27 protein-coding genes are annotated in these 25,438 nt (G+C 71.1%); 13 read left to right on the forward strand and 14 right to left on the reverse strand.

Going from position 1 to position 25,438, the window contains the following annotated elements:
- Window position 1: 1 nt before the first annotated feature.
- Window positions 2–538: a YbhB/YbcL family Raf kinase inhibitor-like protein gene (locus ABZX10_RS08350; protein WP_355537132.1), complete on the forward strand. Its 537-nt coding sequence runs from the start codon at window positions 2–4 to the stop codon at window positions 536–538.
- Window positions 539–598: 60 nt separating this feature from the next.
- On the opposite strand, the gene ABZX10_RS08355 is transcribed toward ABZX10_RS08350, so the two are convergent.
- The 3 genes from ABZX10_RS08355 to ABZX10_RS08365 are packed head-to-tail and all read right to left on the reverse strand — an operon-like array spanning window position 599 to window position 2,968.
- On the reverse strand, window positions 599–1,672 hold the full coding sequence (locus ABZX10_RS08355; protein ID WP_355537519.1) for a quinone-dependent dihydroorotate dehydrogenase: 1,074 nt from the start codon (window positions 1,670–1,672) through the stop codon (window positions 599–601).
- A gap of 26 nt (window positions 1,673–1,698) precedes the next feature.
- Window positions 1,699–1,938 (reverse strand): DUF5703 family protein, encoded by a 240-nt coding sequence (locus ABZX10_RS08360; RefSeq protein WP_355537135.1) that lies wholly within the window; start codon window positions 1,936–1,938, stop codon window positions 1,699–1,701.
- 10 nt (window positions 1,939–1,948) lie between these two features.
- A complete protein-coding gene (locus tag ABZX10_RS08365) occupies window positions 1,949–2,968 on the reverse strand; it encodes a hypothetical protein (protein WP_355537138.1) in 1,020 nt (339 codons plus the stop codon).
- Window positions 2,969–3,031: 63 nt separating this feature from the next.
- Between ABZX10_RS08365 and ABZX10_RS08370 the strand changes: the two genes are divergently transcribed.
- Window positions 3,032–3,877, forward strand: coding sequence for an undecaprenyl-diphosphate phosphatase (locus tag ABZX10_RS08370; RefSeq protein WP_355537522.1), 846 nt, complete (start codon window positions 3,032–3,034; stop codon window positions 3,875–3,877).
- On the opposite strand, the gene ABZX10_RS08375 is transcribed toward ABZX10_RS08370, so the two are convergent.
- The gene (locus ABZX10_RS08375; protein WP_355537141.1) at window positions 3,864–4,727 is read right to left on the reverse strand and encodes a LysR substrate-binding domain-containing protein; all 864 of its coding nucleotides are present in this window, start codon (window positions 4,725–4,727) and stop codon (window positions 3,864–3,866) included. The two genes, ABZX10_RS08370 and ABZX10_RS08375, sit on opposite strands and share 14 nt — an antisense overlap.
- 70 nt (window positions 4,728–4,797) lie before the next feature.
- Here ABZX10_RS08375 and dapA point away from each other — a divergent pair, with 70 nt between their 5' ends.
- Window positions 4,798–5,694 (forward strand): 4-hydroxy-tetrahydrodipicolinate synthase, encoded by an 897-nt coding sequence (gene dapA / locus ABZX10_RS08380; protein ID WP_355537144.1) that lies wholly within the window; start codon window positions 4,798–4,800, stop codon window positions 5,692–5,694.
- Between the two features lie 10 nt (window positions 5,695–5,704).
- Here dapA and ABZX10_RS08385 read toward each other — a convergent pair whose 3' ends face one another.
- Complete coding sequence (locus ABZX10_RS08385) at window positions 5,705–7,312, reverse strand: DUF4173 domain-containing protein (RefSeq protein WP_355537147.1); 1,608 nt, start codon at window positions 7,310–7,312, stop codon at window positions 5,705–5,707.
- A gap of 97 nt (window positions 7,313–7,409) precedes the next feature.
- Here ABZX10_RS08385 and ABZX10_RS08390 point away from each other — a divergent pair, with 97 nt between their 5' ends.
- From ABZX10_RS08390 to ABZX10_RS08400, 3 genes are read left to right on the forward strand one after another with little or no spacing between them, the layout of a single operon-like run.
- The gene (locus ABZX10_RS08390) at window positions 7,410–8,069 is read left to right on the forward strand and encodes an MSMEG_4193 family putative phosphomutase (RefSeq protein ID WP_355537150.1); all 660 of its coding nucleotides are present in this window, start codon (window positions 7,410–7,412) and stop codon (window positions 8,067–8,069) included.
- Window positions 8,066–8,653: a DUF3090 domain-containing protein gene (locus ABZX10_RS08395; RefSeq protein WP_355537153.1), complete on the forward strand. Its 588-nt coding sequence runs from the start codon at window positions 8,066–8,068 to the stop codon at window positions 8,651–8,653. Before ABZX10_RS08390 ends, ABZX10_RS08395 begins: the two co-directional genes overlap by 4 nt.
- Window positions 8,654–9,439 (forward strand): SCO1664 family protein, encoded by a 786-nt coding sequence (locus ABZX10_RS08400; RefSeq protein ID WP_355537156.1) that lies wholly within the window; start codon window positions 8,654–8,656, stop codon window positions 9,437–9,439. It abuts the gene before it with no gap.
- Window positions 9,440–9,443: 4 nt separating this feature from the next.
- Here ABZX10_RS08400 and ABZX10_RS08405 read toward each other — a convergent pair whose 3' ends face one another.
- The 3 genes from ABZX10_RS08405 to ABZX10_RS08415 are packed head-to-tail and all read right to left on the reverse strand — an operon-like array spanning window position 9,444 to window position 11,433.
- On the reverse strand, window positions 9,444–9,629 hold the full coding sequence (locus ABZX10_RS08405) for a hypothetical protein (RefSeq protein ID WP_355537159.1): 186 nt from the start codon (window positions 9,627–9,629) through the stop codon (window positions 9,444–9,446).
- Window positions 9,626–10,492, reverse strand: a complete 867-nt coding sequence (locus tag ABZX10_RS08410) for a DUF692 domain-containing protein (RefSeq protein WP_355537162.1) — start codon at window positions 10,490–10,492, stop codon at window positions 9,626–9,628. Before ABZX10_RS08410 ends, ABZX10_RS08405 begins: the two co-directional genes overlap by 4 nt.
- The gene (locus ABZX10_RS08415) at window positions 10,489–11,433 is read right to left on the reverse strand and encodes a TIGR04222 domain-containing membrane protein (RefSeq protein ID WP_355537165.1); all 945 of its coding nucleotides are present in this window, start codon (window positions 11,431–11,433) and stop codon (window positions 10,489–10,491) included. The genes ABZX10_RS08410 and ABZX10_RS08415 overlap by 4 nt, the downstream gene beginning before the upstream one ends.
- A 396-nt stretch (window positions 11,434–11,829) precedes the next feature.
- Between ABZX10_RS08415 and mshC the strand changes: the two genes are divergently transcribed.
- Both mshC and ABZX10_RS08425 read left to right on the forward strand, forming a co-directional pair.
- On the forward strand, window positions 11,830–13,074 hold the full coding sequence (gene mshC / locus ABZX10_RS08420; protein WP_355537168.1) for a cysteine--1-D-myo-inosityl 2-amino-2-deoxy-alpha-D-glucopyranoside ligase: 1,245 nt from the start codon (window positions 11,830–11,832) through the stop codon (window positions 13,072–13,074).
- A 25-nt stretch (window positions 13,075–13,099) separates the two neighbouring features.
- Window positions 13,100–13,411, forward strand: a complete 312-nt coding sequence (locus ABZX10_RS08425) for a hypothetical protein (RefSeq protein ID WP_068569564.1) — start codon at window positions 13,100–13,102, stop codon at window positions 13,409–13,411.
- 25 nt (window positions 13,412–13,436) lie between these two features.
- Here the strand turns inward: ABZX10_RS08425 and ABZX10_RS08430 are convergent, their stop codons facing one another.
- Window positions 13,437–14,291, reverse strand: a complete 855-nt coding sequence (locus ABZX10_RS08430) for a PAC2 family protein (RefSeq protein ID WP_355537172.1) — start codon at window positions 14,289–14,291, stop codon at window positions 13,437–13,439.
- Window positions 14,292–14,352: 61 nt separating this feature from the next.
- Here ABZX10_RS08430 and metH point away from each other — a divergent pair, with 61 nt between their 5' ends.
- Window positions 14,353–17,973: a methionine synthase gene (gene metH, locus ABZX10_RS08435; protein ID WP_355537175.1), complete on the forward strand. Its 3,621-nt coding sequence runs from the start codon at window positions 14,353–14,355 to the stop codon at window positions 17,971–17,973.
- Window positions 17,974–17,983: 10 nt separating this feature from the next.
- Window positions 17,984–18,160, forward strand: a complete 177-nt coding sequence (locus ABZX10_RS08440; protein WP_355537178.1) for a hypothetical protein — start codon at window positions 17,984–17,986, stop codon at window positions 18,158–18,160.
- Here the strand turns inward: ABZX10_RS08440 and ABZX10_RS08445 are convergent.
- The 3 genes from ABZX10_RS08445 to ABZX10_RS08455 are packed head-to-tail and all read right to left on the reverse strand — an operon-like array spanning window position 18,154 to window position 21,036.
- Window positions 18,154–18,690 (reverse strand): Uma2 family endonuclease, encoded by a 537-nt coding sequence (locus tag ABZX10_RS08445; protein ID WP_355537181.1) that lies wholly within the window; start codon window positions 18,688–18,690, stop codon window positions 18,154–18,156. The genes ABZX10_RS08440 and ABZX10_RS08445 overlap by 7 nt on opposite strands.
- 58 nt (window positions 18,691–18,748) lie before the next feature.
- Window positions 18,749–19,291, reverse strand: coding sequence for a Uma2 family endonuclease (locus tag ABZX10_RS08450; RefSeq protein WP_355537184.1), 543 nt, complete (start codon window positions 19,289–19,291; stop codon window positions 18,749–18,751).
- Between the two features lie 32 nt (window positions 19,292–19,323).
- Window positions 19,324–21,036, reverse strand: coding sequence for a 5'-nucleotidase C-terminal domain-containing protein (locus ABZX10_RS08455; RefSeq protein ID WP_355537187.1), 1,713 nt, complete (start codon window positions 21,034–21,036; stop codon window positions 19,324–19,326).
- A gap of 84 nt (window positions 21,037–21,120) precedes the next feature.
- Between ABZX10_RS08455 and ABZX10_RS08460 the strand changes: the two genes are divergently transcribed.
- A complete protein-coding gene (locus ABZX10_RS08460) occupies window positions 21,121–21,783 on the forward strand; it encodes an HAD family phosphatase (RefSeq protein WP_355537190.1) in 663 nt (220 codons plus the stop codon).
- Here the strand turns inward: ABZX10_RS08460 and ABZX10_RS08465 are convergent.
- Complete coding sequence (locus ABZX10_RS08465; protein ID WP_355537193.1) at window positions 21,770–22,168, reverse strand: hypothetical protein; 399 nt, start codon at window positions 22,166–22,168, stop codon at window positions 21,770–21,772. The two genes, ABZX10_RS08460 and ABZX10_RS08465, sit on opposite strands and share 14 nt — an antisense overlap.
- 119 nt (window positions 22,169–22,287) lie before the next feature.
- On the opposite strand from ABZX10_RS08465, the gene ABZX10_RS08470 reads away from it, so the two are divergent.
- Window positions 22,288–23,214 carry a glycoside hydrolase family 27 protein gene (locus ABZX10_RS08470; RefSeq protein WP_355537196.1) on the forward strand — a complete coding sequence of 309 codons (927 nt, stop codon included), beginning with the start codon at window positions 22,288–22,290 and terminating at the stop codon, window positions 23,212–23,214.
- 1 nt (window position 23,215) lies between these two features.
- On the opposite strand, the gene ABZX10_RS08475 is transcribed toward ABZX10_RS08470, so the two are convergent.
- Window positions 23,216–25,102, reverse strand: coding sequence for an alpha/beta hydrolase (locus ABZX10_RS08475; protein ID WP_355537199.1), 1,887 nt, complete (start codon window positions 25,100–25,102; stop codon window positions 23,216–23,218).
- 36 nt (window positions 25,103–25,138) lie between these two features.
- On the opposite strand from ABZX10_RS08475, the gene ABZX10_RS08480 reads away from it, so the two are divergent.
- Window positions 25,139–25,402 carry a phosphoribosyl-ATP diphosphatase gene (locus ABZX10_RS08480; protein WP_068569578.1) on the forward strand — a complete coding sequence of 88 codons (264 nt, stop codon included), beginning with the start codon at window positions 25,139–25,141 and terminating at the stop codon, window positions 25,400–25,402.
- Window positions 25,403–25,438 lie beyond the last annotated feature (36 nt).

Consider the following 25,438-nt stretch of genomic DNA (forward strand, 5'->3'; position numbering starts at 1 on the left):
CGTGTCCGAGAAGTACGACCCCTATTCGATTCTGCCGCAGTTGCCGTCGTTCGAGCTCACCTCCTCGACGGTGGCCGACGGCGCGACCCTGGCCACGCCACAGCTCAGCGGCATCTTCGGCGCCGGCGGCGACGACGTCTCGCCGCAGCTGTCCTGGTCGGGCTTCCCCGCCGAGACCAAGTCCTTCGTGGTCACCCTGTACGACCCCGACGCCCCCACCGGCTCGGGCTTCTGGCACTGGGCGGTCGCCAACATCCCGGCTGCTGTCACGTCGCTGGCGGAGGACGCGGGCAACGGTGAGCCCGGCTCCCTGCCTGAAGGCGCCGTCACCCTGAACAACGACGGCGGGCTGGGGCGCTTCCTGGGTGCCGCTCCGCCTCCGGGAACGGGCGCGCACCGGTACATGATCGTCGTGCACGCGCTGAGCGTGGAGAGGCTGGACTTGCCGGAGGGTGCGAGCCCGGCGTTCCTCGGCTTCAACCTCCTCGGAACGGCGATCGCTCGCGCACGGATCACCCCCGTCTACGAGCAGCTCTGACACCGAACGAAGGCCGCGCCCCGTGATCCGGGGCGCGGCCTTCGTCGTGGCCGGGTCAGTTCAGCGATCGACGCCGACGGCGTCGGAGATCGAGGCGAAGCCGTCGGCCCGCAGGCGGGCGGCGAGCTGCTTGTGCACGGACCGGGTCCAGAGCGGTCCGCCGTAGATGAACTGCGTGTACACCTGCACCAGCGAGGCACCGGCGCGGATGCGCGCGTAGACGTCGTCCGCGTCCTCGATCCCGCCTACGGAGATGAGTACCAGCCGATCACCCACGCGGGCGGACAGCCGGCGCAGCACCTGCAGCGAGCGCTCCTTGACCGGACGACCGGACAACCCGCCGGCGCCGATCGCGTCGACCTCGACGGCCGGCGTGTCCAGCCCCGCGCGGCTGATGGTCGTGTTGGTCGCCACGATCCCGGCCAGACCCAGCTCGACCGCCAGGTCGGCGACCGCGTCGACGTCCTCGTCGGCGAGGTCGGGGGCGATCTTCACCAGGACCGGAACCGTGACGGTGTCGAGGACCGCCTGCAGCACCGGGCGCAGCGACTCGGTGGCCTGCAGGTCGCGCAGACCGGGGGTGTTCGGCGAGGAGACGTTGACCACGATGAAGTCGGCGAGCGGTCCCAGGAGCATGGCGCTGATCCGGTAGTCGTCGGCGGCGCCCTCGAGCGGCGTGACCTTGGTCTTGCCGATGTTGGCGCCGATTGGTACCGCGGTCGGCCCCGCGTCGCGCTTACGCAGCTCGTTCGCCGCGGCACCGGAGCCGTAGTTGTTGAAGCCCATCCGGTTGATCAGCGCATGGTCGGCGGGGAGCCGGAACAGGCGCGGCGTGGGGTTGCCGGGCTGCGGGTGCGCGGTGACGGTGCCGATCTCGGCGAAGCCGAAGCCGAGGGCGCCCCAGCCGTTGACGGCGCGGGCGTTCTTGTCGAAGCCGGCGGCGAGGCCGACGGGTGCGGGGAAATGGACGCCGAACACCGTCTGTTCGAGGATCGGATCGCGGAGCGCGAGGCCCCGTCGGATCGCGGCCCGGACGGGTGGCACGGCGGTGGTCCCGCGGATGAGGCCGAACACCAGGTGGTGGATGCGCTCCGGCGAGATCAGGAACATCACTCGCAGGAGCGAGCGATACACCACCTGGGACAACTCTGACATGGCGTTCACAACCCCTTCGTGGCGTCCGGCGGCAGCATGCCGGACGTTTTCGTGCGTTTGCGGCGCAGCAGCACCCGCCGCGATCCGTCGGTGTACAGCCGCACGCGAGACAGCTCCCACCCACCGAACTCCGCTTCGATGGTGAGCCGCATCGCCGCGGTCACCCGGGAGACCTCCCGCGGCAATCGCAACGGCAGGAAATCGTACTCGTCCTCGTCGGGGGCGCTCCGGGTGCTGGTGGTCAATGTCCGTTCCCTATCGCGTCGGGATCGCCTGGATGCCGGCGCCGGTGGCCGACTGCACGTACAGCGTCCCGGTCTTGGCGTCGACGGCGATCGCGTTGGGCTGGCGCACCGTCGGGTACAGCTTGCGCTGCTCAGGGATGCCGGAGCCGAGCGCGTACCCGACCACCTGGTTCGTCGCCGTGCGGGTGACCCACATGAGCTTGCCGGTCGCGTCGTAGTCGACCGCCCACGGCGACCCCGCCTCCGGGTACAGGAAGCGCTCCATCAGCGGCGCGACGGTGTATCCGATGACCTGGTTCTTCCCCGTGTCCACGGCGAAGACCCGCCCGTTCGGGTCGACCGCCGCATTGGTGACACCGCGGCCCACGCGCAGGCCCTTGCCGATCTTCCCGCCCGGCACGTCGACGGTGGTGATCGACGACTGCAAGCGGTCCACGACGGCGACGTCGGAGCCGTGGACCAGGATCCTGCTCGCCTCGACGGGGCCGGTGATGGTCTTCGGGCCCGACGGTGCCCCCAGCGCCACGATCTCGCCGTTCTTCGTGCCCGCGAGCACGGTGACGCCGTCGCGCGAGTACGGGGCGACGGTCAGCACATCGGCATCGACGTCGAAGGTCTTGCTACCGACCGTGACGGAGCCGTCGGCGCCGGTATTCCGCGGTAGCACGACGGCCTGCTTACCGGCCGCGATGAGAAAGCCACCGTCGCGATTCGGGACGACCTGGCTCGGGCGCGCGGACAGCGTCGACCGACCGACCTCTCTGAGCCCACCGTCGACGTCGTAGACGATCACCTCGTTCCCGACGATCGCCGCGAGCCGACGACCGACGGGATCGAACGCGAGCCCCTCGCCCGCGCCGGACGGCGACACCGTGCCGGCGGGCGGCACCGTCGGCTCCGGCGCGACGGCGGCCTGCGCCGGGACGATCGTGGGGCGGCTCTCCCGCGAGGGCGTCGTCGAGCACCCGGCCAGGGCGACCGCGGCGACGACGGTGAGGGTGGCGATTCGAGACGCGAATGTGCGGGTCATGATCCCTCGAAGCTACCGCGCCCGGCCGATCGCCGGTCCGCCCGGTAGCCTGCCCCGGTGGACATGACGTGGTTGCAGGCGATCGTGCTCGGTGTGGTGCAGGGGTTGACGGAGTTCCTCCCCGTCTCGTCCTCGGGGCACTTGCGGATCGTGTCGGGGATCTGGTTCGGCGACGACGCGGGCGCGTCGTTCACCGCGGTCACGCAGCTCGGCACCGAGCTGGCGGTGCTGATCTACTTCGCCCGGGACATCTACCGGATCGTCGTGGCCTGGTTCCGCGGCCTGTTCGACAGGGCCGAGCGCGGCGTCGACTACCGGATCGGCTGGTACGTGATCATCGGCACGATCCCGATCGGCGTGTTGGGCTACCTGCTCAAGGACGAGATCCGGACCGCTGCCCGCAACCTGTATCTCGTTGCGACCATGCTCATCGTGTTCTCGGTGGTCATCTTCGCGGCGGAGTGGGTGAGCTCGAAGTACTTCGCGAACCGGCAGCGGCCGCTGGAGCAGGTCACCGCCCGCGACGGCATCCTCATGGGCCTCGCGCAGTGCCTGGCGCTGATCCCCGGCGTCTCCCGCTCCGGCGCGACGTCGAGCGCGGGCCTGTTCCTGGGGCTCAGGCGCGAGGCGGCCGTGCGGCTGTCGTTCCTGCTCGCGATCCCGGCGGTCACCGCGTCGGGCCTGTTCAGCCTGCCCGATGCCTTCGAGAAGGGCGGCCCCGGACTGCACGCCTCGGGGCCGCAGCTGCTGGTCGCGACGGTCATCGCCTTCGTCGTCGGCTACGCCGCGATCGCCTGGCTGCTCAACTTCGTCGCCAAGCACTCGCTGAACTGGTTCGTCGGCTACCGCATTCTGGTGGGCGTGCTCGTGCTCGGCCTGCTGTGGGGCGGCGTGGTCAGCGCGACCTGAGCGCCCGCCGGGCTGCCCCGATGAGCGGGTCGCGGGCCGCGCCGCGCCGGTAGGCGAGCGCGGTGTGCCGGGCCACCTCGAGCGGCGCGAGCAGCACCTCCGCGGGGACGTCGACCGCGGCGAGATCGGGGATCACGGCCACGCCCTGGCCCGCTGCGACGAGGGCGAGGACCGCCGGGAAGTCGTCCGTCCGGTGCCGCACCCGCGGCGTGAACCCGGCGTTCTCGCAGGTCCGGACGGTGGCCTCGTCGCACATCGTGCCGACGGTGCCGGAGATCCAGCGCTCCTCCGCGCACTCGGCCAGCGTCCGCGGTCGGTCGCGGTGGACGGCCAGGTGGACGGCCTCGTCGAACAGCGGCTCGGTGTCGAGCGACGGGTCGGTGCGCACGGGCAGGCAGTCGTAGCGCTGCAGGAGCGCGACGTCGAGCCGCCGTGACCGCAGCTCCTCGGGGGCGGTGGCCGGGTCGATCTCCGTCACGCGCACGCGCAGCAGGGGGTGGTCGCGGGACAGGCGCAGTAGCGCGGGCGTGACGACGGTCCGCATGGCCGAGCCGAAGGCGCCGATCCGCAACTCTCCCGTGACCTCCGTGCTGAGGGCGTCGAGGTCGGCCCGGGCCCGCTCGAGGCGCTCGAGGATCGCGTCGGCGTGCCCGACGAGCACTCGGCCCGCCTCGGTGAGCCGGACGCTGCGCCCGGTGCGCTCCAGCAGCGGCCGCCCCGCCTCGCGCTCCAGGGTCGCGAGCTGCTGCGACACCGCCGACGGCGTGTAGTCGAGTGCCTGCGCCACCGCGGCGATGGTGCCGCGCTCGGCGAGTTCGCGGAGCAGGCGGAGGCGATGAACGTCGAGCATCAGGTCAGCTTATGCTCGACATCGAATTCTCGCGCTGGACCTGCCGCTCGGCGTGCCGGAACCTATAGCCATGCAGCTCACCGGCCTCCACGTCCCCCTCGTCACGCCGTTCGCGGCGGACGGCACCGTCGACCTCGTCTCGCTCGAGCGCCTTGCGCACGACACCCTCGCCGACGGGGCCGACGGCCTCGTCGCCCTCGGCACCACCGGCGAGCCCGCGACGCTCACCGGCCCCGAGCGGGCGTCCGTCGTCGACCTCATCGGCGGGGTCTGCGCGGAGCACGGCGCCGTCTTCACCGTGGGCGTGGGGACCAACGCCACGGCGGGCACCGCCGACCTGCTGCGCGGGGTCGACCGGCGCGCCGGCTTCGCGCTGGTCGTCGTGCCCTACTACACCCGGCCGTCCGAGGCGGGTGTCGTCGAGCACTACCGGCGGATCGCGGGGGAGAGCCCCGTGCCCGTGATCGTCTACGACGTCCCGCAGCGCACCGGTCGATCGCTCTCGTCGGAGACGCTGCTGCGGCTCGCCGAGCTCGACGGGGTGGCCGGGTTCAAGCACGCCGTGGGCGGCGTCACGGAGACGACGGTGCGGCTGCTCGCCGAGATCGGAACGGGGCTGCCCGCCGGCGTGTCGGTGCTCGCGGGCGACGACCCGTTCGTGGGCGCGGTCCTCGCACTGGGCGGACACGGCGCGATCTCGGCCGGCGCGAATGTCGCGGCGGGGGAGTTCGCCGCACTGGTCGGCGCGTGGCGGGAGCGCCGGATCGAGGAGGCTCGCGTCCTCGGCGGCGCGCTCGCCGCGCTCGCGACCGCGCTGTTCGCCGAGCCGAACCCGACCGTCATCAAGGGAGTCCTCGCCGTGCAGGGCCGCATCGCGACGCCCGCCGTTCGGCTGCCCCTGCTGCCCGCGTCCGACGATGCCGTGGCCGCGGCGGCAGCCCTCGCCCGGGCCGCGGTGACCGCGTAGGCGACGCCGGTCAGCGGACCTGGCCCTCCCGGTTCGGGTTGCACTCCGGGTGGTAGAGCCGGCTGTCCAGGTGCACATCGCGCGCTCGGTCGCGGCCGAGGTTCCACTCGATCCACGACCCGTTCCGGGGGCCCTTCTGAACCGAACACTGTGCGACGTCGATCGGGAGCCGCGCGATCGCCGCGCGCGCGTCGGGGCCGAGGGTGGCGAGGTACGCGGTGTCGACCTTGCCGGTGTCCTCGTACCGCTGGACGTTGTGCTCGGCGATCCAGGCCTCGGGATCCATCCAGCCGAGTCCGATCACCACGAGTGCGGCCGACGCCAGCGCCGCCCGCGGCAGTCGTCCGACGCGGCGCACGGCCACGCAGACCATCGTGAGCAGCAGGAGCAGCCCCATCCACAGCTCGAAGGCGTCGACGACCAGCCGCAGCGTCGTGAAGCCGTAGGCCTGCTGGTAGACGTGCATCCGGTACAGCGCCGACACGACGACGACGAGGGCGAGCGCGCACAACGCACCGAGAGCACCAGCGAGAGCGGCCAGGTCGGACCTCGACTCCCGCGGCGCGGCCCACCAGACGAACGCGACGGTCAGGAGCGCCAGCAGCGTCGCGACGGTGAGCTGGCCGAAGCCCTTGTGCACCGACTCGGCGTAGGTGACGCCCGCGGTGCGCTGCACGTAGTCGTGCCCGGCCCACATCGTGGTGGCCTGCGCGGCGACGAAACCCGCGAACATCGCGATCACCACGCCCAGCGGGGCGAGCCATTCGAACCGCCGGACGGTCCGCGACGGTCCGGCCGGGATACCGGGCGCGTGCACGGGGCGCGGGGGATTGACGGCCGTGTACAGCGTGCCCAGCGCCAGCGCGCCGATCGCCGCCGCGACCAGCACTCGGAGGACGACGGATCCGCCGTCGAAGGTCGGCATCAGGGCCTGCACCCAGGACCCGAACACCGCGTCGCCCGTGGCGAACAACGCCCCGAACACGAGCAGCGCCGCCACGCACAGCGCGGCGGTCCGCACCACCGGCCACCCGACGGGCAGGGACCGGACGGTCCCGGCGGTCCGCCGCGCCCACGGTGCCGCGCGCAGGAGCGACAGCGGCCACATCACCGCGGCCGTGAGCAGGTCGAGGACCGTTCTCCCCGCGGAGAGCGCGGAGAAGACCAGCGGCACGAGCACCAGCAACGCCAGCGCGGTCAGCCAGCCCGCGGCCCGCAGCACCATGAGCGAGACCAGCGCGGCGCCGAGCGCGGCGACCAGCCCGGTGTACGGCCGCGCCCGGTGCCGCGAGATCCCGAGCGGTACCAGGAGCAGGGCGGCCACCACGATGAGGCCCGCGAGCGACACCGCGTAGTGGTAGGGCAGGATCACCGCCGCCACGACCCCGATCACGGCCGCCGCTGCCAACAGCGCGGGCCGCGGCGCGAGGTCCTTCTCCGGCCAGAACCCGCCGAACATGAAATCGGTGCCGGAGGGCGGCGCGACGGGCGGTCCGTACAGCCGGGGCGGTTCGCCGGGCCGGAGCGGCGGGATCGGCGCCTGCAGCGGCCGTTCGACGGGTGTGCGCGACGGTGACCAGGGGCCGGACGGGCCGGCCGGGGACGGGGGAAGTGTCATCGCTCCTCCTTCGACGATGCGCATCGCACGGTATGCACGGCGGTGCGCGGAACACTTTCAAATAGCGTACGTGGCGGCCGCGCATAGACTCTGGAGCATGACCGTGATCCTGCTCCGCCACGGCCGCTCGACCGCGAACACCTCCGGCGTGCTCGCGGGGCGCGGCGAGGGCGTGGCGCTGGACGAGACGGGCCGCTCGCAGGCCGCCGATCTCGTCGGCCGCCTCGCCGATGTCGACATCGTGGCCGCCGTCCGCTCGCCGCTCCTGCGCTGCGAGCAGACCCTCGCGCCGCTCGCCGCTGCGCACGGCGTCACGCCGGAGGTGGACGAGCGGCTCATCGAGGTCGATTACGGCGCCTGGACGGGCCGCGCCATCAAGGACCTGCTGCAGGAGCCCCTGTGGAAGACGGTCCAGGAGCAGCCCTCGGCCGCAGTCTTCCCGGACGGTGAGGGCCTCGCCGACGTCCAGGCGCGCGCCGTCGCGGCGGTGCGCGAGGCGGACCGTCGGTACACCGAGCAGTACGGACCGGGCGCGGTGTGGGTGGCGTGCAGCCACGGCGACGTCATCAAGGCGGTCATCGCCGACGCGCTCGGCACGCACCTCGACCAGTTCCAGCGCATCTTCGTCGCACCGGCCTCGGTGTCGATCGTGACCTACGGCCCGAACCGCCCGCTGGTGCAGTGCGTGAACTCGTCCGGTAGCGTCGCGCTGCCGAAACGTCCAGCTGAGGAGGCAACCGTGGGAGGCGAGGCATGAGTCGCTCCGTCCACGTTTTCCGGACGCCCGACCGGTTCATCGCGGGCACCGTCGGGCAGCCCGGCGACCGGGCGTTCTACCTACAGGCCGTGCACGACGCGCGGATCGTCTCGGTACTGCTCGAGAAGCAGCAGGTCGAGGTCCTCGCCGAACGCATCGCCGCCCTGCTCGACGAGGTCTCGCGCCGATTCGGCATGGAGATGCCGCCGGCGGGCACGCCCGTCACGGACCTGCAGCCGCTCGTGATGCCCGTCGACCCGGAGTTCCGGGTCGGCACGATGGGGCTGGGCTGGGATTCCGAGGAGCGGGCGGTCGTGATCGAGCTGCTGGCGATCACCGAGCAGGAGCTCGACGAGTCCGTGGTGCTCGCGGACGACGCCGAGGAGGGCCCGGACGCGGTCCGGGTGTTCCTCACCCCGGTCGCCGCGCGGGAGTTCGCGAACCGCTCGGAGAAGGTGCTCGGGGCGGGGCGACCGGCGTGCCCGCTGTGCGGCGAGCCGCTGGACGCCGACGGCCACATGTGCGTGCGCCTCAACGGTTATCGGCGCGGCGCGGCGTTCGGCACCGACGACGAGGACCGGTAGGTGGATCGCACGGTGGACCTCGAGGCCGCCGAGCTGACGATCCTGGGCCGCATCACCAGCGCGTCCAACGCAACCCTGCTGTGCGAGCTCGGCGACACCGGCGAGCGCGCGGTCTACAAGCCCGTCCGCGGCGAGGTGCCCCTGTGGGACTTCCCCGACGGCACGCTGGCCGGCCGCGAGGTCGCGTCGTACCGCGTGTCCGAGGCCCTGGGGTGGGGACTCATCCCCGAGACCGTCCTACGCGACGGCCCGCTCGGCCCGGGGATGGTGCAGCGCTGGGTCGACGAGCCCGACGCGGAGGACGGAGCGCCCGACCTGGTGGATCTGTTCCCGCTGGACGGCGTGCCCGACGGCTACCTGAAGGTGTTCACGGGCTACGCCGAGGATGCGGACGCGCCGGACGGTATCGCGGAGGTGGCGCTGGCCCACGCCGACGATCCGCGCCTGCGCCGGCTCGCCGTCCTGGACGTGATCATCAACAACGCCGACCGCAAGGGCGGCCACATCCTGCTGAGTCCGGACGGCCGGGTGCAGGGCATCGACCACGGCATCTGCCTGCACAGCGCCCCTAAGTTGCGCACCGTCCTGTGGGGCTGGGCCGGGCGACTCGTGCCCGACGAGCTGCTCGCCGACCTGGAGGCGCTGCGCGCCGCGCCGCCCGACCTCGCCGGCCTCATCACCGAGGAGGAGCGGGAGGCCCTCATCGAGCGCGCTGCCGAGCTGATCGACCTGGGCGCCATGCCCCTGCCGACGCCCAGCCGGCCGATTCCCTGGCCGCCCTTCTGACGGTTCAGCGTCCGGGCCTGCGCCACCAGCGCCGACGGTGCGCCGCCTCCGCGTGTCCGGCATGGGCGTCACGCTTGTGCCGGCACACCGCGCCCGCGGCCGCGACCTCGTCGGGATCGAACCCGTCGGGCACGGGCCCACCGTCGACCAGGGCCCGGACCAGGGCCTCCTGACGTTCCCGCAGGCTCATGACCACGCCTTCCTCGCGTCGTCGGTGATCGGCGCGCACCCCGCCGCGGAGGCGATGGCGTCGAGCTCGTCGAAGAGCTCCGTCGCAGGCGGGTAGCGGCCGTCCCGCTCGAGCATGAACGGGACGTCCGCACGCTCCCGCAGCGCCGTGACCAGCTCCAGCACGCCGGCGTTCACCGGGTCGGTGTGCGTGTCGTGATACCGGCCGCCGCCCTCCGATCCGCCCGCGACGTGGCCGTACGCGATCCGGTCGACGGGCAGTCGTGCCAACTCCTCTCGGGGGTCCAGCCCGCGGTTGCGGGCGTTCGCGTAGACGTTCGCGACGTCGAGGACCAGAAGGGCGCCGGTCCGCTCCAGCAGCTCCGCGAGGAACTGCCCCTCGGAGTACTCGTCCTCGGGCCAGCGCAGGAACGCCGCGATGTTCTCCACCGCCAGCGGCACCGGCAGCGCGTCCTGCATGCGGGTGATGTTGCGCACCAGTACGTCCAGCGCCTCGCGGGTGCGCGGTACCGGCAGTAGGTGCCCCGCCTCGATGCCGCCCGCGCGGACGAAGGCGATGTGCTCGCTGACGAGCGGAGCACGGAAGGCCTCCGCGCAGGCGGCCAGCCGGTGCACCCGGTCGGGCTCGAGTTCGTCGACCCCGCCGAGCGAGAGGGCCACGCCATGGGGCACGAGCGGGACGCCGCGGTCGCGCAGGTCGACGAGGAGCGGATCGGGGACGGCACGCCTGCGCCGGATCGGCACCGATTCGGCGATCACCTCGCAGAACCCGGGCCGCAGGTCCGCGATGACGCCGGCGATCTCGCGGCGCCACCCCAGTCCGAGGTCGCCGAGGGCGGAAACGGTGCGCGTCACGGTGCTCATCCTCCGCACCCACCGCAGCCGCCACAACCCCCGCACCCGCCGCAGCCTCCTCCGCCACCGTCCCCGCCGCAGGACGCGCCCCCACACGACCCGCCACCGTCGCCAGAGGCCTCCGCACTCCCGGCCAGCTCGACCGAACCCGCGAACGCATCGTCGAGCTGCCAGACCGCGGCGGTGCCGAACAACGCCACGGAGAGCCCCACCGCCGCCGCGCCGTAGGTCGCGAACGACGGCCGGCGCGACGGCGCGAGGTAGTCGAATCGCTTCCGCTCGTCGGCGACGAGTCGATTCCCCGCACGCGACTCGGGGGAGACGCTCCACAGTCGCGGCAGGACGAACATCCCGAGGATCATGGCGGGGACGACGATGCCGGGCACCCGCAGGGCGTCCTCGACGTTCCTGGAGGCGGTCGCCCGGTACACGAGGAACGGGGCTGCGGCCACCACGGCGGTGACGGGCGCGGCTCCGACCCGCATGCGCCACCGGACCTCACCGTTGCGCCACAGCCCGCGCGCGGCGAGCGAGCTCTCCAGGGCCGCACGCTCCTCGCCGGTATCGGCCGCCAGCTCGTTCGCGGTACGGGCGGGTTCGGCCGCCAACCGGGCGAGAACGGCCCGGGTGAACGGGTCGGCGAGCGGGCCCAGTGGTCGCGCCGGGTCCGCTCGGCCGTCCGCGGTCACGTGCCCACCGGCCCGCAGCATGCCCAGGGCCGCGACCACGGGTGCCCGCGCGTCGCGCAGGCGCGCCAGCTCGGGCGTGGTCAGGGGCGGGCCGTCGACCGGCCGGGCGTCCGCGAGCCGTCGCCAGATCACGGCGAGCACGACCCCGCCGACCAGGAGCAGCTGGTACCACCGCAGTTCCGCGGGGAGGAGCACGTCGGTGACATCGCACAGGGTCGCGCCGTTGTCATCGGTGAATCGGATCGGGCAGTCTCCGTGCATGGCGAACACCTCCTGGTGCGGATGGCTGACATCACGCCCTCGCTACCGAGGGCGTGTTCGACGAACGTGGCTCGAGAGGAGCGGCAGGTCTCAGGCCCGCCGGGCACGGACAGTGGACACCGATTCGGGTCCTCGCTCAAAACGGCTGGGGGACATCGTGTTCACCTCCGAGGGCGCAGGGTCGGCCAGGTCCGGTAAGCATGGCCCGCGGACTCGTCGATGACCAGCGTTCGGAGGCAAGAGTTTGCTGAGAGTTCCTGCGGCACAGCGTTCGTGCTGCTCCGGAGCGGTGCAGGGAGGCATTCGGACGGGTCGCGCGGAGTGTTGTTCGGCGCGCCGGGCCCGATGTTTCCGGCCCGAAATCCACGTCGACGCACCGGCGCATAGGGTGGGGGCATGCGTTCCTGGCCGACCCCCACCGTTCCCAGCGTGCCCGGACCGTCGGTCCCGCTGCGTCTGCACGACACCTCCGACGCGGCGGTGCGCCCGGTCAACCCCGGCGCGGTGGCGGGGATGTACGTGTGCGGAATCACGCCCTACGACGCCACCCACCTGGGGCACGCCGCCACATACCTCGCGTTCGACCTGGTCAACCGGGTGTTACGGGACAACGGCCACGAGGTGCACTACGTGCAGAACATCACCGACGTGGACGACCCGCTGTTCGAGCGGGCGGAGCGCGACGGCATCGACTGGCGCGATCTGGGCGCCCGCGAGATCGACCTGTTCCGGGAGGACATGGAGGCCCTGCGGGTGATCCCGCCGCGCGACTACATCGGCGCGGTGGAGTCGGTCGGCGAGGTCGTGGAGTACGTCGGGAAACTCCTGGACAACGGGTCCGCATACGTCGTGGACGACCCCGACTTCCCGGACGTGTACTACCGCTCCGGCGCCACCGAGCAGTTCGGCTACGAGTCCGGCTACGACCGCGCCACGATGGAGAAGTACTTCGCCGAACGCGGCGGCGATCCCGACCGTCCGGGCAAGCAGGAGCGCATCGACCCGATCCTGTGGCGCGCGGAGCGGCCCGGCGAGCCGTCGTGGCCCTCGCCGCAGGGGCCCGGCCGGCCCGGCTGGCACATCGAGTGCGCCGCGATCGCGGCGAACCGCCTCGGCGCGAACTTCGACATCCAGGGCGGCGGCAGTGACCTGATCTTCCCGCACCACGAGTACTCGGCCGCGCATGTCGAGGCCGCCACGGGCGAGCGTCGCTTCGCCCGGCACTACGTGCACGCAGCGATGATCGGGCTGGACGGCGAGAAGATGTCCAAGAGCCGCGGGAATCTCGTCTTCGTCTCGAAGCTGCGGCGTGCGGGCGTCGACCCCGCCGCGATCCGGCTCGGCCTGTTCGAGGGGCACTACCGCCAGGACCGGCCGTGGTCCGACGCGGTGCTCCAGCGGGCGCAGGCGCGCCTGGACCTGTGGCGCCGGGCCTTCGCGGCACCGTCGGGCCCCGACGGTGCCGAGCTGATCGCCCGGGTCCGCCGGTACCTGGCGGACGACCTCGACACCCCGCACGCGCTCACCGCCATCGATGCGTGGGCCGAGAAGGCCCTCTCGACGGGTGGTCCGGACGCGGGCGCTCCGGCCGCCGTGGGCGCCGCCGTCGACGCGCTGCTCGGCGTACCTGCCACCGCCTGACGCCCCGACACGCTATATTTCGCCTGTGAGGACCGTCAGCGAGCTGGCCCCGGATCTGACCGAGGGCGTCTGGACCGTGCAGACCCGCACGTCGACCTACGTGGTGGATCTGGCAGAGAAGACCCTGATGCGCGCCCCCGGGATCGGCGGCGACTCGGAGGACGAGCAGTGGAGCATCAGCGCGCTCCGGCGCGACTCGGAGGACATCCCGCTCCTCGGCATCAAGAGCTGCCGGGTCGGGGAGTCGGCTCAGTTCTGGGTGCGCGCGGCCGATGACCCGGACGTGCGGACCTGGCGCATCACCACGCCGGTCGTGTCGATCGAACGGATCGGCTAGCGCCGCGACGGATCCGCGGCGCCGATCACGGGCCCGTTCCGGGATCGCGGCGCCGCAGATACTTCTCGAACTCCTCGGCGAGCGCATCGGCGTCGATGTGCTGCTCGGCGTCCTGCGCCTCGGCGTCGCCCCGCTCCTCGAGCCCGCGGACGTACGCGGCCACGTCCTCGTCGTCCTCGGTCATCTCCGTGACGGACGCCTCCCAGGCCTCGGCCCGTTCGGGCAGATCACTCAGCGGCACCGCGAGATCCAAGACCTGCTCGACGCGCTGCAGCAGCGCGACGGTGGCCTTCGGGTTCGGGGGCTGCGAGACGTAGTGCGGCACCGCCGCCCAGAGCGAGATCGCCGGGTACCCGGCCCGCACGCACGCGTCCTGGAGGACCCCGGTGATCCCGGTGGGGCCCTCGTACCGGTTCTGCTCCAGCCCGAAGCGCTTCGCGGAGTCCGCGTCGTACCCCGTCCCGGTGACCGGAACCGGACGGGTGTGCGGCGTGTCCGCGAGCAGGGAGCCGAGGATCACCACGCTGTCGATGTGCAGGTCGGCGAAGATCGTCAGCAGCTGCTCGCAGAACGCGCGCCAGCGGAAGTTCGGCTCGATGCCGCGCAGCAGGACCACATCGAGGTCGGCCTTGGGCGGACGGCACACCGACAGCGTCGTCGACGGCCAGTCCACGGCCCGGGTCACGCCGTCGACCTGCTTGATCGTCGGCCGATTGACCTGGAAGTCGTAGAAGTCGTCGGAATCGACCTCGGTCAGCAGCGTCGCGTCCCAGCTCAACTCGAGATGCTCGACGGCGCCCGACGCGGCGTCGCCCGCGTCGTTCCAGCCCTCGAACGCCGCGATGAGCACGGGGCGGTCGAGGTTCGGTGGATAGATCACCGGATCAGCGTACGCGCAGGCCCTGAAGAGGAGATTCGTCCGCACCGACTACCCTGGGACCATGACCCGTACGCATCAGCAGCCGCTGCAGTCGAGTTTCCTGGAGGCGGCGAAACGCCGTGTTCTCATAGGCGACGGTGCGATGGGCACGATGTTGCAGGCGGCCGATCTGACCCTGGACGATTTTCTGGGGCTGGAGGGGTGCAACGAGATCCTCAACGACACCCGCCCGGACGTGCTCGAGGACATCCACCGCGCGTACTTCGCCGCGGGTGCGGACGCCGTCGAGACGAACACCTTCGGTTGCAATCTGAGCAACCTCGGTGACTACGACATCGCCGACCGGATCCGGGAGCTGTCGTACAAGGGCGTGGCGATCGCACGGAAGGTCGCGGACGAGTTCGCGGTCGACGGTGAGCCGCGGTTCGTGCTCGGTTCGATCGGCCCGGGCACCAAGCTGCCCACCCTGGGCCACACGTCGTTCGAGGTGATCCGGGACGCGTACGCGGAAGCCGCGCGGGGCATGCTCGACGGTGGCGCGGACGCCTTCCTCATCGAGACCTGCCAGGACGTGCTGCAGTCGAAGGCCGCGGTGCTGGGCTGCCATCTGGCGATGGCGGACCTCGATCGGCGGATTCCGATCATCGTGCACGTCACGGTCGAGACGACGGGCACGATGCTGCTCGGATCGGAGATCGGGGCCGCGCTGACGGCGCTGGAGCCGCTGGGCATCGACATGATCGGCCTGAACTGCGCGACCGGTCCGGCTGAGATGAGCGAGCACCTGCGGTACCTGTCGCGGCATTCGAGCATCCCCGTGTCGGTCATGCCGAACGCGGGCCTGCCCGTGCTGGGTAAGAACGGTGCGGAGTATCCGCTGACGCCGGAGGAGTTGGCGGAGGCGCTGTCGGGCTTCGTCGGCGAGTACGGCTTGGCCTTCGTGGGCGGCTGCTGCGGTACCACCCCCGAGCACATCCGCCAGGTCGCCGAGGCGGTGCGCGTCACCGAGCAGGCGCGGCGCGCGCCGGAGTCGGAGAGCGCGATCAGCTCCCTGTACACATCGGTGCCGTTCGCGCAGGACAGCTCGATCCTGATGATCGCCGAGCGCACGAACTCCAACGGCTCCAAAGCCTTCCGCGAGGCGATGCTGGCCGGGGACCACGACAAGTGCGTCGACATCGCCAAGGATCAGATCCGCGACGGCTCGCACATGCTGGACCTCAACGTCGACTACGTGGGCCGCGACGGTGCGCTGGACATGGCCGCGCTCGCGGCGCGGCTGGCCACGGCGTCGACGCTGCCGATCATGATCGACTCCACCGAGCCCGAGGTGATCAAGGCCGGGCTCGAGCACCTCGGCGGACGGTGCGCCGTGAACTCGGTGAACTATGAGGACGGCGACGGTCCTCAGTCGCGGTTCACCAGGATCATGGAGCTGGTCAAGGCGCACGGCGCGGCCGTTGTGGCGCTGACGATCGACGAGGAGGGCCAGGCGCGCACCGCCGAGTGGAAGGTGCGGATCGCCGAGCGCCTCATCACCGACCTCACCGAGAACTGGGGCCTGGCGCTCGACGACATCATCATCGATCCGCTGGTGTTCCCCATCTCGACCGGCCAGGAGGAGGTCCGTCGGGACGCTCTCGAGACCATCGAGGCCGTGCGGATCCTGCACGCGAAGTACTCGAGCCTGCACTTCACCGTCGGCCTGTCGAACGTGAGCTTCGGCCTGAACCCGGCCGCTCGGCAGGTGCTGAACTCGGTGTTCCTGCACGAGCTGACCGAGGCCGGCCTGGATTCGGCGATCCTGCACGCGTCGAAGATCCTGCCGATGAGCAAGATCGAGGACGTGCAGCGCGAGACCGCGCTCGACCTGGTCTACGACCGACGGGGTCTCGACGGCCTGCAGTCCGAGGGCGACCCGGACTACTTGCCGCTGACCAAGCTGATGGCGCTGTTCGAGGGCGTCTCCGCTGCGGGTGCGCGGGAGTCCCGTGCGCAGGAGCTGGCGAAGCTGCCGCTGTTCGAGCGCCTCGAGCGGCGCATCGTCGACGGTGAGCGCGAGGGCCTCGACGCCGATCTGGATGCGGCGCTGCTGGAGAAGCCCGCGCTGGCGATCATCAACGAGACGCTGCTGGCCGGCATGAAGACGGTCGGCGAGCTGTTCGGCTCCGGGCAGATGCAGCTGCCCTTCGTGCTGCAGTCCGCCGAGGTGATGAAGGCGGCCGTCGCGTACCTCGAGCCGCACATGGAAAAAGCAGAGACCGACGGCGGGGACAACAGGGCGGGCAAGGGTCGTATCGTGCTGGCGACCGTCAAGGGCGACGTGCACGACATCGGGAAGAACCTCGTCGACATCATCCTGAGCAACAACGGCTACGAGGTGGTCAACATCGGCATTAAGCAGCCGATCGCCGCGATCGTCGAGGCCGCGGAGGACAAGCACGCCGACGTCATCGGCATGTCCGGACTGCTCGTGAAGTCCACCGTGGTGATGAAGGAGAACCTGCAGGAGCTCAACACCCGCGGGCTGGGGGAGAAGTACCCCGTGCTGCTCGGCGGCGCCGCGCTCACCCGCGCGTACGTCGAGACCGACCTCGCGGAGGTCTACGACGGCGAGGTCAGCTACGCCCGCGACGCGTTCGAGGGCCTGCGCCTGATGGACGACATCATGTCGCTCAAGCGGGGCGAGGGGCCGGATCCGGACAGCCCCGAGGCCATCGCCGCCGCGGAGAAGGCCCGCGAGCGCAAGGAGCGGCACGCCCGTAGCAAGCGGATCGCCGAGAAGCGCAAGGCCGAAGCCGCGCCCGTCGTCGTCCCCGACCGCTCCGACGTGGCACTCGACTTCGAGGTCGCGACCCCGCCGTTCTGGGGCACCCGCGTCGTGAAGGGCATCGCGATCAGTGAGTACGCGTCCCTGCTCGACGAGCGGGCGCTGTTCTTCGGCCAATGGGGCCTGCGTGGCGCCCGCAAGGGTGAGGGCCCGTCGTACGAGGAACTGGTGGAGACCGAGGGGCGGCCCCGGCTGCGGTACTGGCTCGACAAGCTCAAGTCCGACCACATCCTCGACCACGCCGCCGTGGTCTACGGCTACTTCCCGGCGGTGAGCCACGGCAACACCATCGACGTGCTCGAATCGCCGGATCCCGATGCGCCCGTGCGGTACTCGTTCGAATTCCCGCGGCAGCAGCGGGGCCGGTTCCTCGCGATCTCGGACTTCATCCGCGACCGCGACACCGCCCGCGAGCGCGGCGAGGTGGACGTGCTGCCCTTCCAGCTGGTCACCATGGGGCAGCCGATTGCCGACGCGGCGAACGAGTTGTTCGCCGCCAACAGCTACCGGGACTACCTGGAGCTCCACGGCATCGGCGTGCAGCTCACCGAGGCCCTCGCCGAGCGGTGGCACCAGCGCGTGCGGCAGGAGCTGATCCTGCCCGGCGGCCGGAAGGTCGCCGACACCGATCCCAACGCGGTCACCGACTTCTTCGACCTCAAGTACCTCGGCGCGCGCTACAGCTTCGGCTACGGGGCGTGCCCCGAGCTCGAGGACCGGCGCAAGATGGTCGAGCTGCTCCAGCCCGAGCGGATCGGCGTCGAGCTCTCCGAGGAACTGCAACTGCACCCCGAGCAGTCCACCGACGCCTTCGTCCTCACCCACCCCGAGGCGAAGTACTTCAACACGTAGGCCGCCGGCTGTGGACGATTACAGACTGCACCTGCAGGCCGGGGAGCCCGGCGAGCCCGCGTGGTTCTGGCGGCTCGACGATGCCGCCGGCCTGCAGATCGCAGCGTCGACCGCGGGGTCGCTCGACGGTGCCCTCGACGCTGTCAAGGCGGTGGTCTCCGCGCTGGGACTGGACGGACGTCAGTAGGCGAGAGCAGCGAGGTCGATGTCCAGCGCGGTGGGCACATCGGTGTGGATCCGACCGGTCACCGTCCGCCCCTCGTACCGACCGTTGACCAGCGCGAGTACCTCGGCGGACGGACCGTCGAGGTCGATGATCCAGTAGTGCGGAATGCCGGCTGCCGCGTACTCATCGCGCTTGATCACGCGGTCGCGGCGGCCCGAACCCGGCGAAAGGATCTCGACCGCAACGACGACATCGCCCGCGGTGAGCGGCTCGGACGCGCTCGCCCGGATGACCAGTACATCGGGTTGGCGGACCGTCGCAGGGCGATGATGGACAATGACGTCCGTCTCGTCGTACACCTCGAAGTCGCCCGATAGCTGCGCCTCGATCGCGTTCGCCAGACGCCGGATCGCTCGTGTGTGCTTCAGTCTCGGACTCGGCGACACTTCTAGTACCCCCCGGCACAGTTCAGCACGCCGCAGCGATTCGTCCTCCCCCAAGGCGAACCAGTCCTCCAGCGTCAACGGCGCGGGATTCGGTGCAGCGGTCATGTCATCGATGGTACGACGGAGCACCGACAGCTGCTGCGAGCTCAGCGCAGGCCACGGATCAGCGCTGAAGGTCGGCAAGGTCCACGACGAGGGGGAGGTCACCGTCGACCTGGATGCGTTCGGTGACGACGGATCCCTCGTACCGCCCATCCACGAGGGTCAGTACCTCGGCGGACGGGCCGTCGAGGTCGATGATCCAGTAGTTCGGGATGCCGGCGGCTGCGTACTCGGCGCGCTTGGTCCAGCGATCTCGTTGCAGGGATGTGGGCGAGAGGATCTCGATAGCGAGGAGTACATCGCGCGCGGTGATCGGAGCTGCAGCGCCCGCGCGAAGGATCAGCACGTCGGGTTGGCGCACGGTGGGCCGCGTACCCCCGTCGAGAATCACGTCGAGCTCGTGCAGTACGCGGAACTGCCGATGCGAAACCTGCGCCCGCAGTTGCCCCGCAATACTGAGAAGGGCGTCGGAATGCTCAGGTCTCGGACTCGGCGACACTTCCAGTACCCCCCGGCACACTTCCGCACGCCGCAGCGATTCGTCCTCCCCCAAGGCGAACCAGTCCTCCAGCGTGAGCAACGCGGGATCGGGTGCGGCGGTCATGAACCGATGCTACTGCGAACCCCTGACACCGACTACTGCTTCGTCACCCGGCTGGTCGGCGTTGGCAGGTTCGGGGTGGCCTGCAGGTACTTCTCGAGCGCGTCCAAGTCGATGCCGCCGACGGTGAGGTCGGTGGACCGCGTGAACTCGCTGAACCCGTCGCCGCCGGCGGCGAGGAAGTTGTTCGTGGTCACGCGGTACTTCGCGACGGTGTTGATCGGCTGGTCGCCGATCTTCACACTGTCCCGCACCACCTTCCGGTTCGGTGCGCCGTTCGGGTCGTAGCTGTAGGTGATGCCCGACGGTGCCAGGACCGTCGCCTTCGCCGGGTTCTGCCACTGCTGCTCCAGCAGGTCGATGATCTGCTGACCGGTCAGGGAGACGGTCACGACCTGGTTGCCGAAGGGCTGGACGGTGTACGCCGCGCCGTAGGTCACGTCGCCGCCCTTGAGGTCGGCGCGAACGCCGCCCGGGTTCATCAGCGCGATCTGGCCGGAGGCCTCGTTCGGGGGTCGGGTGGTGAAGAGCATCGCGTCGGCGATCACATCGCCGAGCGGGGAGTCGCCGCCGGGGAACGGGTCGCGCTTGAGGTCCGTCGGGATCCTGCCGATCACGCGGTCGGCGCGCGGCTTCGCCTCCTGGGCGTAGAAGTCGACGAGGCGCTGCGTGGCGGCGTCGGCCGGGATGTCGCGGCCGACGACGCGGTTGATCGCGGTCGCCTTCGCCGCAGGCCCGCTGAAATCGAGGGTGATGTCGGTGATCAGGCGGCCGTAGGACGCCGCCTGCGTGACGGTGCGACCGTCGATCGTGCAGTTGTAGGCCTGGTGTGAATGGGCCGTGATCAGGGAGGTCACCGCGGGATCGATCCGCTTCGCCAGGTCCGGGACGGGGGAGGAGACGTCCTTGCACGCGTTCGGGTCGGCCTCGCCGGTGTCCTTCTGTGCGCCGCCGTCGTGCATCGTCGCGATGATCGCCTGGGCGCCGGCGGCCTTGATCTCGGGCACGTACTTGTTGATGGCGTCGGCCTCGTCGCCGAAGGTGTAGCCGCGCACGCCCTCCGGCGCGACGATGGTCGCGGTCTCGGGCGTCACGGTGCCGATCACGGCGATCTTCTTGCCCGCGACCTCGAACATCTTCCACGGGACGGTCCCGGGCGGCAGCTGGCCCTGCGCGTTGGTCACGTTCGCCGCGAGGTACTGGTACGCAGCGCCGGTGAACGGGTCGCCGGGCTCGCAGCCCTGGGGCGCGCAGCCGCCCTTCTGCAGGCGCTCCAGTTCGATGGTGCCGTGGTCGAACTCGTGGTTACCGACGGACGATGCCTGCAGGCCGACCGAGTTGAGGAACTTCACCGTCGGCTCGTCGCGGAACAGCGCGGAGACGAGCGGGCTGGCGCTGACCAGGTCGCCGGCGGCCACGGTGAGGTTGTCGGGGTACCGCTTCCGGAGGCGCTGCAGCGCGGTCGCGAAGTAGACGGCGCCGCCGGCGTCCTTGCCGCCGATCTTCCCGGTCGAGCCGCTCGGCGGCTGCAGGTTGCCATGGAAGTCGTTGAACGCCAGCAGGTGCACCTGTCCGGGCTTCGCAGCCGGCAGATCGTCGGTGCCGGGGACGGTGAAACTCGCCGTTGCACCCGACGGCGCCGCTGCGGAGGACGACGGTGCCGCATCGCTCCCCGACGTGCCGCAACTCGCGACCAGTGCGGCCGAAGCGGTCAGGGCGAGGGCTGCGAGCAACCTGCTATTGCGCATGCATCGCACTCAAACACAGAGATCCGTCGTTCGGGTGACGAATGAATTAACACCTCGGATGACCGGGCGCATAGGGTGCACGCCATGACCACCTCCTCTCGGCCGTCCGCGGTCCTGTTCGACATGGACGGCACCCTGCTCGATTCCGAGAAGCTGTGGGACATCGCGGTCGCGGAGTTCACGCGGTCGCTGGGCTACGACATCACGCCCGCGCAGCGGGAGACGACCCTCGGCAACGCGACCGGCGATGCGCTGCGCAAGCTGTTCGACTTCGCGCAGGTCCCCGAACCCGAGCGCGACTACGCGGGCGCCGAGCAGTGGGTGTCGAACCGTGTCGTCGAGCTGTTCGACGGTGGCATCCCGTGGCAGCCGGGCGCCCGGGAGGCGCTCGACCTGCTCGGCGCCGCGGAGGTCCCGCTCGTCCTCGTCACGAACACGATCCGCGAGGTCACCGAGCATGCTCTCGGTACCCTGGGCCGGGACCGGTTCGTGGCCACCGTCTGCGGCGACGAGATCCCGACCCCCAAACCCGCACCCGACCCCTACCTCCGTGGTGCCGAGCTGGCGGGTTTCGCACCGTCGGACTGCGTGGCGGTCGAGGACTCGCCGACGGGCGCACGGTCCGCTCTCGTCGCCGGATGCACCGTGCTCACCGTGGGGCCAGGGCCGGTCCTCGACGGTGCCCGCCACCTCGGCACCCTGTCCGGCGCGGGCCTCGCCGACTTCGTGCCGCTCAGCCGACGCTGAAGTCGGCGTCGCCCGCGCGACAGGTCGCCGCAGCAGCGGCGGTCGTCGCGGCGCACCGCCACCCGCCGGTCTCCAGCACGACGGGCTGTCCGTCCGCGTGCGAGGCCGCCGCGGCGTAGGCGCGGGCGGCCCGCAGCACCTGGACGCAGTTCGCCGAACCACTGCGGATCACGACCGACGCTGCGTCCTGCGCTGTGGCGACGGAGCCGCAGACCGTGCCCGCGGCGGCCAGCTCCACGGAGCCCTCGGGCGCCGCGGACGAGCGGGCGGACGCACTCGGCACCGCGGAGAAGCTCACCGCGCTCGCCGCCGGTTCGTCGTTGTGGGTCGCGCACCCCGCGACGGCGAGGAGGAGCGCGCACATTGTCGGCCAACGTGGGTTCATTGGAAGGAAATTAGCGGCGACGGCCGCCGACTGCTCGGCCAGAAGCCGGGAAGGTGTCGGGTATCACGGTCGACGCGCCTGACAGCGTCCTGCCAGCCGCTGCGGGTACCACGGAGGGCGTGCGACACCCCCTCGTCCCGTGCACTGTGGCGGCCGTCCTGGTCGCCGCCGGATGCGCGGCGCCGCACGTCCCGTCGCGGCCCGCCGTCCCGCCCACGCTCGGCTGGGACAGCTGGAACCTGGACGGCTGCACGGTCACCGCGGCGCGGGTCGAACGCCAGGCGGACGCGCTGATCAGCAGCGGACTCGCTGACGCGGGCTACCGGACCGTGATCGTCGACGACTGCTGGTTCGCCCCGGACCGGACCGGCGCGGGCGAACTCACTGCGAACCCGCGGACCTTTCCGGGCGGCATCCCGGCGCTCGCCGACCGGCTCCACGCGCAGGGCCTCGAGCTGGGGATCTACGAGAGCCCCGGGGACCGCACCTGTGCGCAGCAGTCCGGCGCCTATCCCGGCTCGACGGGCAGCGCGGGTCACGAGGAGCAGGACGCGCGGACGTTCGCAGACTGGGGCGTCGACTACCTCAAGTACGACTGGTGCGGCCCCGGTGTTCCCGCGGAATTGCAGCGCGAAACGTTCCGTCGCATGCGTGACGCCCTCGCCGCAACGGGCCGACGCATCACGTACGCCATCAACCCCAACAGCGGCGTCGCCGGCGACGTCCCCGGTGCCACCGGAACGTGGGCGGGGATCGCGGACGCGGTCCGCGTCACCAACGACGTCGTCCCGGCCTGGCGCACCGGGGCGCCCGCCACCGAGAACCAGGGCATCGCGGATGTACTCGACAGGGTTCCGCCGGACCCCGGCACCGTCCGGGACCTCGACATGCTGGTCGCAGGCCTACCCGGCGTCACGGAGGACCAGGGCCGTACCCAGATCACGCAGTGGGCCCGGCTCAGATCGCCGCTCATCATCACCGCGGACATCGCCACCCTGAGTACGGGCACCGTCGACCTGCTGCGCCGGACGGCCCACGAGATGTGAGCTACTTCTCGGCACCGTCGATGGCGGCGCTGGCCATGACGGCCATCCGGACCCGCTCGGTGTCGGCCGGCGTCCACCCCGCGGGCGGGAGGACCGCGGCGAACGCGTCCACCACGGCGGTGCCGTAGTTGTGCCCGTGCCCGTCGGGGACCCCCGCGGCGTTCGCGAGGTCGGCCGACACCTGCCAGAACGTGACGAACGGATACCACGCCATCGCCGAGCTGCGGTCCTTACCCGGCGCTTCCTTGAGCCAATCCGGTTCGCGCAGCATCAGGTCCGGAGACCACCAGACCACTGGGTCGGACGGGTGCTGGACGTAGACGACGTGCGGAGCCAGCCACTCCGCGCCCCCGCTCTCCGCGAGCGGTCGCCTGCCGTCGGTGAACCGGACGATCAGTCCGTCGGTGTAGGTGGGAAGCACCTCGGGCGTCCCCAGGTCGCGGCGGTCGGTGATCGCGGAGTGGATCGGATTGGCTCGGGGCGGCCCGATCCAGACGACACCGTCGACCTTGGCGCGGATGTCGGACAGGCCGGAGAACGCGCCCTCCCCGGCGCGCGTGCCGAGGCTCTCGCCCATGACCAGCACCTTGGGGCGTTGCCCCTCCGGCCGGGCGGACACATCGGCGAGCACGGCATCGATGAGGCGCTTGCCGGCGGCCAGGGAGGTCTCGCCCTCGGTGAGGAAGGAGATCCAGCTCGGCAGGTAGGAGTACTGCCCGGCGACCAGCGCGACGTCACCGTCGTACATCAGCTCGACGGCGCGGGCCGCCGTCGGGTTCACCCACCCCGAGCCGGTGGTCGGGATGATCACGACGTGACTGCGGTTCAGCGCGCCGGTCCGCGCGAGCTCGCGATGCAGCAACGCGACCCGCTGCTGCGACGTGGCGGCGTTCTCCAGCCCCACGTAGACCCGCACCGGCTCCTTCACCGGGTGTGTCGTGAACCGGGCGATCTCCGCGGCGCGCAGCCCGCCCGCGACGAACTTGCGCCCCTCCAATCCCAGGCCCGACCACTGCGCCGCCGAGGCGGGCGATCCCGAGCGCTCAGCCTCGGTCGGTTGCGGGAAACCCGCGGGCTGCTGGTCGTTGGTGGCCGACGCGAGCTTGTTGGCGGTCGCGGTGAACGCCCGGAACCCCACGTCGTTGACCATGAACACGACGAACACCACGACCAGGCCGAAGCCGAGGACCTTCGCCGCGGGCTGCGGCACCCGCAGGTAGGTGTTCGCCCGGCGCGCCAGGAACAGCCCCAGGTCGCGGAGGACGCGGAAGGTCGAGATGAGGGCGGCCGAGACCAGGAAGGCGACGACCGGCGTGAGCACGTACCAGAGGTTCGATCCCGGCGGCATCCCCATCAGGGCCCGCACGTCGTCCTGCCAGCGCTTCGCGGCGATCATCATCCCCAGGCCGCCGACCAGCACGCCCATCACGATGAGCGCCCGCCAGACCGGCACCCAGCGGGCCCGCTTCGGGTCGTCCCGGATCGGGTGCGAGCGCACCAACAGGTCGACGACGACCCACTTGAGGAACACCCCGATCGCGTAGCCGATCACCGCATTGATGCCCGACACGATGCCCTGGAAGAACCACGAGCGGGGGAGCAGAGACACCGTCAGGCTGCTCATCAAGAACAACCCGCCGACGAAGAGCCCCGCGAAGTCGAGATGCAGCAGGCTCCACGCCCACGCGAGCAGCGGGTGCCTGCGCGCGAGGTCGTCGTAGTTCTCGCGGAGGAACCGGTCCGGGTCGCGCGCGGCGCGGACGAGGCGCAGTCGAGCCCGGATCAACGCGCGGGTGTAGCGGTACTGCGCCGAGCCCTTCGCCGGGGCGTCGGGACCATCCGTTCGCGGTGCCGACGGTGCCGCCTCCGCGGTCGCGCTGCCCTCCACACGGACCACTCTAGTTCGCGTGGGACAATGAGCTACGTGAAGACCATGGAGACGTTGTTCGCGGAGTTGGCCGAGAAGGCCGAGGCGCGGCCCGCCGGGAGCGGGACCGTCGAGGCGCTGGACCGCGGCATCCATTTCCTGGGCAAGAAGGTGCTGGAAGAGGCGGGCGAGGTGTGGATCGCCGCCGAGCATCAGAGTGACGCGGACCTCGCGGAGGAGGCCTCGCAGCTCATGTACTGGCTGCAGGTGCTCCTCATCAAGCGCGGCCTGACGCTCGACGACGTCTACTCGTACCTCTGAATCTCGTACCTCTGCACTTCTCCGAAGGAATCGACG

The organism is Tsukamurella sp. NPDC003166, from assembly GCF_040611135.1.
Classification (GTDB): domain Bacteria; phylum Actinomycetota; class Actinomycetes; order Mycobacteriales; family Mycobacteriaceae; genus Tsukamurella.

What these genes read in the sequence shown, in the direction of transcription:
- ABZX10_RS08365 (WP_355537138.1), bottom strand. Translation starts at nt 2,968, where the DNA reads ATGACCCGCACATTCGCGTCTCGAATCGCCACCCTCACCGTCGTCGCC.
- ABZX10_RS08370 (WP_355537522.1), top strand. Translation starts at nt 3,032, where the DNA reads ATGACGTGGTTGCAGGCGATCGTGCTCGGTGTGGTGCAGGGGTTGACG.
- ABZX10_RS08375 (WP_355537141.1), bottom strand. Translation starts at nt 4,727, where the DNA reads ATGCTCGACGTTCATCGCCTCCGCCTGCTCCGCGAACTCGCCGAGCGC.
- dapA (WP_355537144.1), top strand. Translation starts at nt 4,798, where the DNA reads ATGCAGCTCACCGGCCTCCACGTCCCCCTCGTCACGCCGTTCGCGGCG.
- ABZX10_RS08385 (WP_355537147.1), bottom strand. Translation starts at nt 7,312, where the DNA reads ATGACACTTCCCCCGTCCCCGGCCGGCCCGTCCGGCCCCTGGTCACCG.
- ABZX10_RS08390 (WP_355537150.1), top strand. Translation starts at nt 7,410, where the DNA reads ATGACCGTGATCCTGCTCCGCCACGGCCGCTCGACCGCGAACACCTCC.
- ABZX10_RS08395 (WP_355537153.1), top strand. Translation starts at nt 8,066, where the DNA reads ATGAGTCGCTCCGTCCACGTTTTCCGGACGCCCGACCGGTTCATCGCG.
- ABZX10_RS08405 (WP_355537159.1), bottom strand. Translation starts at nt 9,629, where the DNA reads ATGAGCCTGCGGGAACGTCAGGAGGCCCTGGTCCGGGCCCTGGTCGAC.
- ABZX10_RS08410 (WP_355537162.1), bottom strand. Translation starts at nt 10,492, where the DNA reads ATGAGCACCGTGACGCGCACCGTTTCCGCCCTCGGCGACCTCGGACTG.
- ABZX10_RS08415 (WP_355537165.1), bottom strand. Translation starts at nt 11,433, where the DNA reads ATGCACGGAGACTGCCCGATCCGATTCACCGATGACAACGGCGCGACC.
- mshC (WP_355537168.1), top strand. Translation starts at nt 11,830, where the DNA reads ATGCGTTCCTGGCCGACCCCCACCGTTCCCAGCGTGCCCGGACCGTCG.
- metH (WP_355537175.1), top strand. Translation starts at nt 14,353, where the DNA reads ATGACCCGTACGCATCAGCAGCCGCTGCAGTCGAGTTTCCTGGAGGCG.
- ABZX10_RS08445 (WP_355537181.1), bottom strand. Translation starts at nt 18,690, where the DNA reads ATGACCGCTGCACCGAATCCCGCGCCGTTGACGCTGGAGGACTGGTTC.
- ABZX10_RS08450 (WP_355537184.1), bottom strand. Translation starts at nt 19,291, where the DNA reads ATGACCGCCGCACCCGATCCCGCGTTGCTCACGCTGGAGGACTGGTTC.
- ABZX10_RS08455 (WP_355537187.1), bottom strand. Translation starts at nt 21,036, where the DNA reads ATGCGCAATAGCAGGTTGCTCGCAGCCCTCGCCCTGACCGCTTCGGCC.
- ABZX10_RS08460 (WP_355537190.1), top strand. Translation starts at nt 21,121, where the DNA reads ATGACCACCTCCTCTCGGCCGTCCGCGGTCCTGTTCGACATGGACGGC.
- ABZX10_RS08465 (WP_355537193.1), bottom strand. Translation starts at nt 22,168, where the DNA reads ATGAACCCACGTTGGCCGACAATGTGCGCGCTCCTCCTCGCCGTCGCG.